Annotated in this window: 4 protein-coding genes; all 4 read left to right on the forward strand. The window is 56.2% G+C overall.

The genetic code is table 11. The features are described from left to right. Nucleotides 1–100: 100 nt before the first annotated feature. The 4 genes from gyrB (at nucleotide 101) to ACLQ3M_RS03925 (ending at nucleotide 6,158) form a co-directional block, all read left to right on the forward strand. Entirely contained in the window at nucleotides 101–2,041 is a 1,941-nt protein-coding gene (gene gyrB / locus ACLQ3M_RS03910; protein ID WP_411676396.1) for a DNA topoisomerase (ATP-hydrolyzing) subunit B, read from the forward strand. A gap of 206 nt (nucleotides 2,042–2,247) precedes the next feature. Further along, nucleotides 2,248–2,904, forward strand: a complete 657-nt coding sequence (locus tag ACLQ3M_RS03915) for a hypothetical protein (RefSeq protein WP_411676397.1) — start codon at nucleotides 2,248–2,250, stop codon at nucleotides 2,902–2,904. Between the two features lie 67 nt (nucleotides 2,905–2,971). Next, nucleotides 2,972–5,497: a DNA gyrase subunit A gene (gene gyrA, locus ACLQ3M_RS03920; RefSeq protein ID WP_411676398.1), complete on the forward strand. Its 2,526-nt coding sequence runs from the start codon at nucleotides 2,972–2,974 to the stop codon at nucleotides 5,495–5,497. 16 nt (nucleotides 5,498–5,513) lie between these two features. Next, nucleotides 5,514–6,158: a lysozyme inhibitor LprI family protein gene (locus ACLQ3M_RS03925; RefSeq protein ID WP_411676399.1), complete on the forward strand. Its 645-nt coding sequence runs from the start codon at nucleotides 5,514–5,516 to the stop codon at nucleotides 6,156–6,158. Nucleotides 6,159–7,079: the final 921 nt, after the last annotated feature.

Consider the following 7,079-nt stretch of genomic DNA (forward strand, 5'->3'; position numbering starts at 1 on the left):
CCCCGTTTCCATACACAGGCTTTATTGGCAAAAGATGATTCGCTCAAAGCGGTCTTTAACAAAAGATGATACGTTTTGTATCGATACTGGAGGGTTCAACTTGGAGTTTGGCAATGTCACACAGACGAACAGCGAATACGACGAAAGTGAAATACAGGTTCTGGAAGGACTTGAAGCCGTTCGGAAGCGCCCCGGCATGTACATCGGTTCCACCGGTCCGCGCGGGCTGCACCACCTGGTGTATGAGATTGTGGACAACGCGATCGACGAGGCCCTTGCCGGTTGCTGCGATAAAATTGAGGTCGCGCTCGAGCCGGGCGATATTATCCGCGTCACCGACAACGGGCGCGGGATTCCGGTCGGAATCCACCACCAGGTGGGCATCCCGACGGTCACGGTCGTTTACACCATGCTGCACGCGGGCGGAAAATTCGGCGGCGGCGGATACAAGGTTTCCGGCGGCCTGCACGGCGTTGGCGCAAGCGTAGTCAACGCGCTTTCCCAGTGGCTGGAGGTCGAGGTCTTCAAAGACGGCGTCGTGTATTTTCAGCGTTTTGAGCGCGGCAAGCCGGTAACCGGACTGGAAGAGCGCGGCGAAACCGACCGCACCGGAACGCGCGTGCGCTTTCAGGCGGACCCTGAAATTTTTAAGGAGACCACGGCTTACGATTATGAAACGCTGCAGACGCGACTGCGCGAGCAGGCGTTTCTGAACGCGGGAGTCCGGATTCTTCTGGAGGACGGAAGAGACCCGGATACTCACCGGCTGGACGATTTCCGCTTTGAGGGCGGCATTAAAAGCTTTGTTGAGTACATCAACAAAAAGAAAGCCGTCGAGGTCATTCATCCGGACGTCATCTATTTTTCCGGGGTCGCGCCGGACGAATCCGCCACGGCGGAGGTCGCCATGCAGTACAACGACTCCTACAACGAGCTGATGCTGTCGTTTGCGAACGACATCCACACGACCGACGGCGGCACGCACGAGGACGGGTTCCGCCGCGCGCTGACCCGCGTGATGAACGATTACGGGCGGAAATTCAACATCCTGAAGGAAAGCGACAAAAACCTTTCCGGCGACGATTTCCGCGAGGGCCTGACCGTCATCATCAGCGTCAAGCTGCGGGAGGCCCAGTTCGAGGGCCAGACCAAAGCAAGGCTCGGCAACACCGAAATCGGCACTCTGGTCAATTCCATGATTTCCGAAAAGCTTTCGGTTTATCTGGAGGAAAACCCGGCGGTTGCCCGCGCGATTTTCGACAAGGCGATGGCGGCTTCCCACGCAAGGGAGGCGGCGCGGAAGGCGCGCGACATGGTCCGCAGAAAATCAGCGCTGGAAAACGCGTCGTTACCCGGTAAGCTGGCGGACTGCCAGAGCCGGAACTCCGAGGAAACCGAAATCTATATCGTCGAGGGCGATTCTGCCGGCGGCTCCGCAAAAGGCGGACGCGACCGGCGCTATCAGGCGATTCTGCCGCTCTGGGGCAAGATGCTGAACGTGGAAAAAGCAAGGCTCGACAAGGTGTACGGCAACGAAAAGCTGATGCCGGTCGTCACCGCGCTCGGCTGCGGAATCGGCGAGGAATTCGATTTAAATAAACTGCGCTACGGCAAGATCATCATCATGGCGGATGCCGACGTCGACGGCTCGCACATCCGCACGCTGCTTCTGACCTTTTTCTTCCGCTTTATGAAGCCGCTTGTGGAAGAGGGGCATGTTTACCTCGCGCAGCCTCCCCTTTACCGGCTGACCAAGTCCAAAAAACACTATTACGCCTATACCGACAAGGAACGCGACAAGCTGATGCAGGACTTTGTTTCCGGTTATGAGATTCAGCGGTACAAGGGCCTTGGCGAGATGGACCCCGATCAGCTTTGGGAAACCACCATGAATCCGGAAACCCGGATGATGCTGCGCGTAGAAGTCGAGGACGCGGCGGCGGCCGACGAGGCGTTCACCGTTCTGATGGGCGATAAGGTGGAGCCGCGCCGGGAATTTATTGAGCAAAACGCGAAATACGTTCAGAATCTGGACGTTTAAGAAAATCAATCGGCATACATCATCGGAAATACCGTTCCTGTCACTTCCAAAAGCCGGGCGTTTTCGCCCGGCAAAAGAGGAAAACAAGAAGCGCAAAAACGGCGGATGCCGGTTCAGACCGCAAAATTCGATCTGTTATTTCACAGAAATCCTGTATGATAGAGGCGAATACGCCGAAACGAAACGATCAAAGGAGTTAAAACGAGATGAGCAATTCAAAAATTGCGAATTCCAAACCTGCGGAGCAGGACGAATCGGATGATCCGAGTACGGGGTCCGAGGAATCGAAACTGGTCCCGCCTGACGGAGAAGAGTACGAGGAGCAGCAGACCGGCATTGAGCTTTCCTATTCCCTGAGGGAAGAGGAAATTTATGAATGCCTGAAGCGGTCGAGCTATCTGCATATGAACAGAAAAACGTCTGTTTTTGTGCTGGCCGCGCTCGCGGTGCTGGCGGTTGCCTTTCTGGCGGCGGGTATCGCTACATACCGCAGCCTGTTCTATTTTTACGCGGCGTCCTGCGCGACCTTGATCATTGTTCTGGGTGTGTTTCCGTACCAGAACAATAAAGCGAGGGCCCGCAGCAGCGCGGACGGACATACCGTCCGGATGGCGATTTATCCGGATCATATTCAGGTGGGCCGCGGAATCAAACGGTGGGAGATCCCGATGGACGGGACAACGGAATTTGCTCAGATTGAAAATATGCTTGTGCTTTATGTGGCGGAAAAGGATGATCCGAAACGCAAGATCGGCCAGAAAATGGTGATTATCCCCACGCGCTGCATCAAACCCCGGAATCTGCCGGACGTTCAGGCGATGATCGTCGCGGGAACCAGGCCCAAAAAGATGCCGAAATCATAACAGGCGGTGAACGCGCCGCAATGTGCGCGTGCCGGACGCAACAAAACTGCAGGAGGGTGCCCCTGAAATGGATGAAATAGAAGAGAACAGCAGAATTATCAGCGTGGACCTTGAAAAGGAAATGAAAAAATCGTTCCTCGATTACTCCATGTCCGTCATTGTTTCGCGAGCGCTGCCGGATGTGCGCGACGGACTCAAGCCGGTCCACAGAAGAATTCTTTACACCATGTTTCAAAACGGCCTGATGCCGGACAAGGCCTACCGCAAATGCGCCGACACCGTCGGCTCCGTTCTGGGCAGCTACCATCCGCACGGCGACGCTTCGGTCTATGATGCGCTGGTGCGTCTGGCTCAGAATTTCTCCATGCGGTACATGCTGGTCGACGGTCACGGAAACTTCGGTTCCGTGGACGGGGACCCGCCGGCCGCCTACCGTTACACGGAAGCGCGCATGAGTAAGATCGCGCTTGAAATGCTGCAGGATATCGACAAGGAAACCGTCGATTTCCAGCCGAACTACGATGACCGTCTGAAAGAGCCGGTTGTTCTGCCGGGCCATTTTCCGAACCTTCTGGTCAACGGCTCGACGGGCATCGCCGTCGGCATGGCGACCAATATTCCGCCGCATAATATGCGTGAGGTCATCGACGGCGTCTGCACCCTGATCGACAACCGCGACGCCACTCTTGAGGACCTGATGCAGAGCATTCAGGGCCCGGATTTTCCGACCGGCGGCATCATCATGGGCCGCAGCGGGATCCGCGCGGCCTACGGCACGGGGCGCGGCAGAGTCATTGTGCGCGCCCGCGCGGAAATTGAGGAAGAAAAGAACGGGCGCTTCAACATTATCGTGACGGAGCTTCCCTATCAGGTTAACAAAGCCCGGCTGATTGAAACGATGGCTGACCTGGTTAAGGAAAAGCGAATCGAGGGCATTTCCAATATCGAGGACCATTCCGACCGCGAGGGGATGCACATCGTCATCAACGTCAAGCGCGACGCTTCCCCGCAGATCGTATTGAACCAGCTGTATTCCTACACGCAGATGCAGACGACGTTCGGCGTGAACATGCTAGCAATTGTCAACGGCGAACCGAAAACCCTGACGCTGCGCGAAATTTTGCTGGAATACCTGAAATTTCAGGAGGACGTTGTCCGCCGCCGCACGGAGTACGACCTGAAAAAGGCGCGGGAGCGCGCCCATATTCTGGAAGGGATGAAAATCGCGGTCGACAATATCGACGAGGTGGTCCGCATCATCCGTTCCTCAAAATCCATTCCGGAGGCCCGTTCCCGCCTGAGCGAACGCTTCGGCCTGGACGAAGTGCAGACGCAGGCCATTGTGCAGATGCCGCTTGGCCGCCTGACCGGTCTGGAACGCCAGAAGCTGGAGGACGAGCTTGCCGCGCTGATGGTCAAAATCGCGGATTACGAGGATATTTTGGGGCATGAAGAGCGCGTGCTTGCCATTATCAGGGCGGAAGCCGTCTCCGTGCGCGACAAATTCGGCGATGAACGCCGCACGGAAATCGCCGCCGTCACCGGAGAGGTCGATATTGAAGACCTGATTCCGGTGGAGGAGTGCATGCTGACCATGACCAGCTTCGGATACGTGAAACGCCAGAAAACGGATACGTACCGCACGCAGCGGCGCGGCGGCCGCGGCGTAAGCGGCATGACCCGGCGCGAGGAGGATGTCGCGACCGACATGTTTGTCATCGGCTCGCACGATTACGTCATGTTCTTTACAAACCTGGGCCGTGTCTACCGACTGAAATGCTACGAGATTCCAGAAGGGGCACGCACGTCCAAGGGAATCAATATCGCGAACCTGCTGCCGATCGCGCAGGAGGAAAAGGTCACCTCCATGATCCGCGTGCCGGAATTCGACGAGGAAAGCTATCTTGTCATGGTGACGAAAAACGGCATCGTCAAGCGCACGGCACTCTCCGCCTACGACACCGCGCGCAAGGGCGGCGTCATCGCGATCGATCTGGACGAAGGCGACGAGCTTTCGTGGGTGCGCATGACAAGCGGGAAGGACGACCTTCTGGTCGCGACCAGACAGGGCATGGCGATCCGGTTCAACGAACAGGACGCCCGCGCCATGGGCCGCGCGACCCGCGGCGTGAAAGCGATTTCGCTTGCCGAGGGCGACTGTGTTGTGGGTATGGTGGTTCTGGTTCCGGGCACGCTGGTGCTGACCGTTTCCGAAACCGGATTCGGCCGCCTGTCGCCGGAAAGCGACTACCGCTCGCAGTTCCGCGGCGGCAAGGGCCTGATGAATTACCACACGGAGCGCTACGGCAGCGTTGCCGCCATTCAGGCGGTCGGGCTGGACGACGATGTAATTTTGATTTCCTCCGGCGGAATCATCATCCGGATTCTGGCGAGTTCCATCCGTCAATGCCGCCGCCCGAGCAAGGGCGTGCTGCTGATGCGCCTGACCGAAGACAGCCGCGTTGTCACGGTGGCCTGCACCGCGCATGACGACGAGGAAGAAGCGGAGGAAGCCGTCGACGACGGAAGCGCGGACGAAGGAGCGGACGGAGCGGACGCCGGGACGGAAGGCGAACCGGAACAGGAAGTGTAAAAGGAGGAACCGCCAGATGAAAAGGAACTTTCCCGCAACCATCCTCGCCGCGGCGTTGGCCCTGACCCTTTTGTTGCCGGGGTGTTCGCTGACACACCAATCGCCCGCCGCGTCGTCGGAATCCTCGTCTTCCCAATCGCTGTCGTCGCAGCCGGCGTCCTCTCAGGACGATCCGTCCTCCGACGGCGGCTCGTCCGATCCGGGGGAACCGCCCGCAGACTCCGAACCGGGCCGCGTGCTGACGATTACGACGGATAACGAGAAATTTAATCAGAAGTTCTCTGAAAATCCGGTTGACAAGGCCTATATCAAAGAATCCGATCAGGCCGTGTCCACCGTCGATATGGTCAACGTTTCTCAAAAATACGCCGGGCTGTGGCAGAAAGAGATCGATCACGCGTGGAGCGAGCTGTCTCAGGAAATGAGCTCGGATTCAAGCGGAAAGCCCGCCGAGCTGAAGGCGGAGCAGAAAAAATGGGAAGACGAGAAGGACGCCAAGCTGAAAAAGATTGTAAGCGACGCGCTTTCCGGCGGCGGCAGCATGGCGGAGGTCAACGCGGCTTCTCAGGAAATGGACTTTTACCGCAGCCGCGCGGCGCAGCTTTACCGCGAGCTGTATGATTATGACAAGAATTATTCTTATGCCTATTTGGCAAAATAACTCTTAATATTACAAATTGTATTATGCAATGTGCTTTATCCGAAGAAAAAATGAATACAGAGCATCTTTCGCGCCGCGGGATTTCGACAAATCGATCCGGCAGCCGTCAGAAAGGCACGTCCCAATTCTCGGCGCTAAGATGCTTGTAACCGACCGCAAAACAGCGTAAAAAAACAGGAGCAAGGCGCCCGCCGAACGGACGCTTCGCTCCCTTTCGCCGGCGGAACCATTCCGCCCGCGCCGGGTATGGCAGGGTTTTGATTGCTTTTTCCACAGTTCTTTTTCACAAACATCAGTTTCGCCGGCGGGGAACATGCCGTCGCACACCTGCCGAGGAGTTCACCCTTTGCCAGGCGGGCGGCCGCTACCCGCAAAGCAAACAAAAAGCGCCGGCACGGAATATAATCATTCCATACACCGACGCGCGCGCAATTACAGAATCCGCTCCTCCCCCCTGTACAAAGACAGGAAAAAGAAGTATAATAATTCTGCAATGCGCGGTGAAAACCGTGGTATATGGAGCTGGCACTCCGTATACAGGAGGTGGGTGCTCCTGACACCTTGCCTCTGCATTGCACTTTTTAATTTTGCCTTGCAAATAAGAGTATAACTCTTTTTTGTAAAAATATCAACATTATTTTGGGATTCACTGGAAATTCCGACTTTTTTCACAACTTTTTGATTTTTACACTTTGAGACCGCAGTGCAATGCTATTTTATCTTTGGGGCAAGGTGCCCCTTAACCCAAATTATTTCTATTAATTTACACTGTCCTCAGGCCGGACAGGCCCCTTCTTTCGTCCTCAAACGAAAGTAGGCAAAGGTTGAGTAGGGGGGACTTCAAACTCCCATAGAGAAAGCTCCAACCGTCCCCCCTACACCCCCGACTACCGTCATACAACACGGAACTGTTCTTAAAAC

The sequence above is a fragment of the Caproicibacter sp. genome (genome assembly GCF_046707225.1).
In the GTDB taxonomy this organism is placed as follows: Bacteria; Bacillota; Clostridia; order Oscillospirales; family Acutalibacteraceae; genus Caproicibacter.